This window comes from Streptomyces aurantiacus JA 4570, assembly GCF_000414115.1.
Taxonomy (GTDB): domain Bacteria; phylum Actinomycetota; class Actinomycetes; order Streptomycetales; family Streptomycetaceae; genus Streptomyces; species Streptomyces aurantiacus_A.
The window spans coordinates 1-326 of the sequence record NZ_AOPZ01000418.1 but is presented as its reverse complement, the minus strand read 5'-3'; the positions used below and the strand labels follow the sequence as shown (position 1 = coordinate 326).

The window sequence follows — 326 nt, the reverse complement described above, 5'->3', positions numbered from 1 at the left end:
GAATGCGAGGCGTAGTCGACTGGGATCGTGCGGGCCCGGATGTCCTGCGCGACGCACTGGGCCACCAGCTCTTCCAGCGCCTCGGGCTCGCCCGAAACCACCACCTGAGCAGGCCCGTTGACCGCCGCAAGCTCGATCCGACCGTCCCAGCCCGAGATCAGCTCCCGCACCTCGGCCTCGGGCAGCGGCACAGACACCATGCCACCCTTGCCCGACAGCTCCCGGATCGCCAGGCTGCGCAGAGCGACGACGCGCGCGGCGTCCCGCAGAGTCAGCGCGCCCGCGACGCACGCGGCGGCGATCTCACCCTGACTGTGACCCACCAC

General features: G+C 71.5%; 1 protein-coding gene. It reads right to left on the bottom strand.

The annotated features are described in order from the left end of the window. Window positions 1–326: acyltransferase domain-containing protein (locus STRAU_RS32565; protein WP_037663416.1), on the bottom strand; the 326-nt coding region annotated here is incomplete at both ends.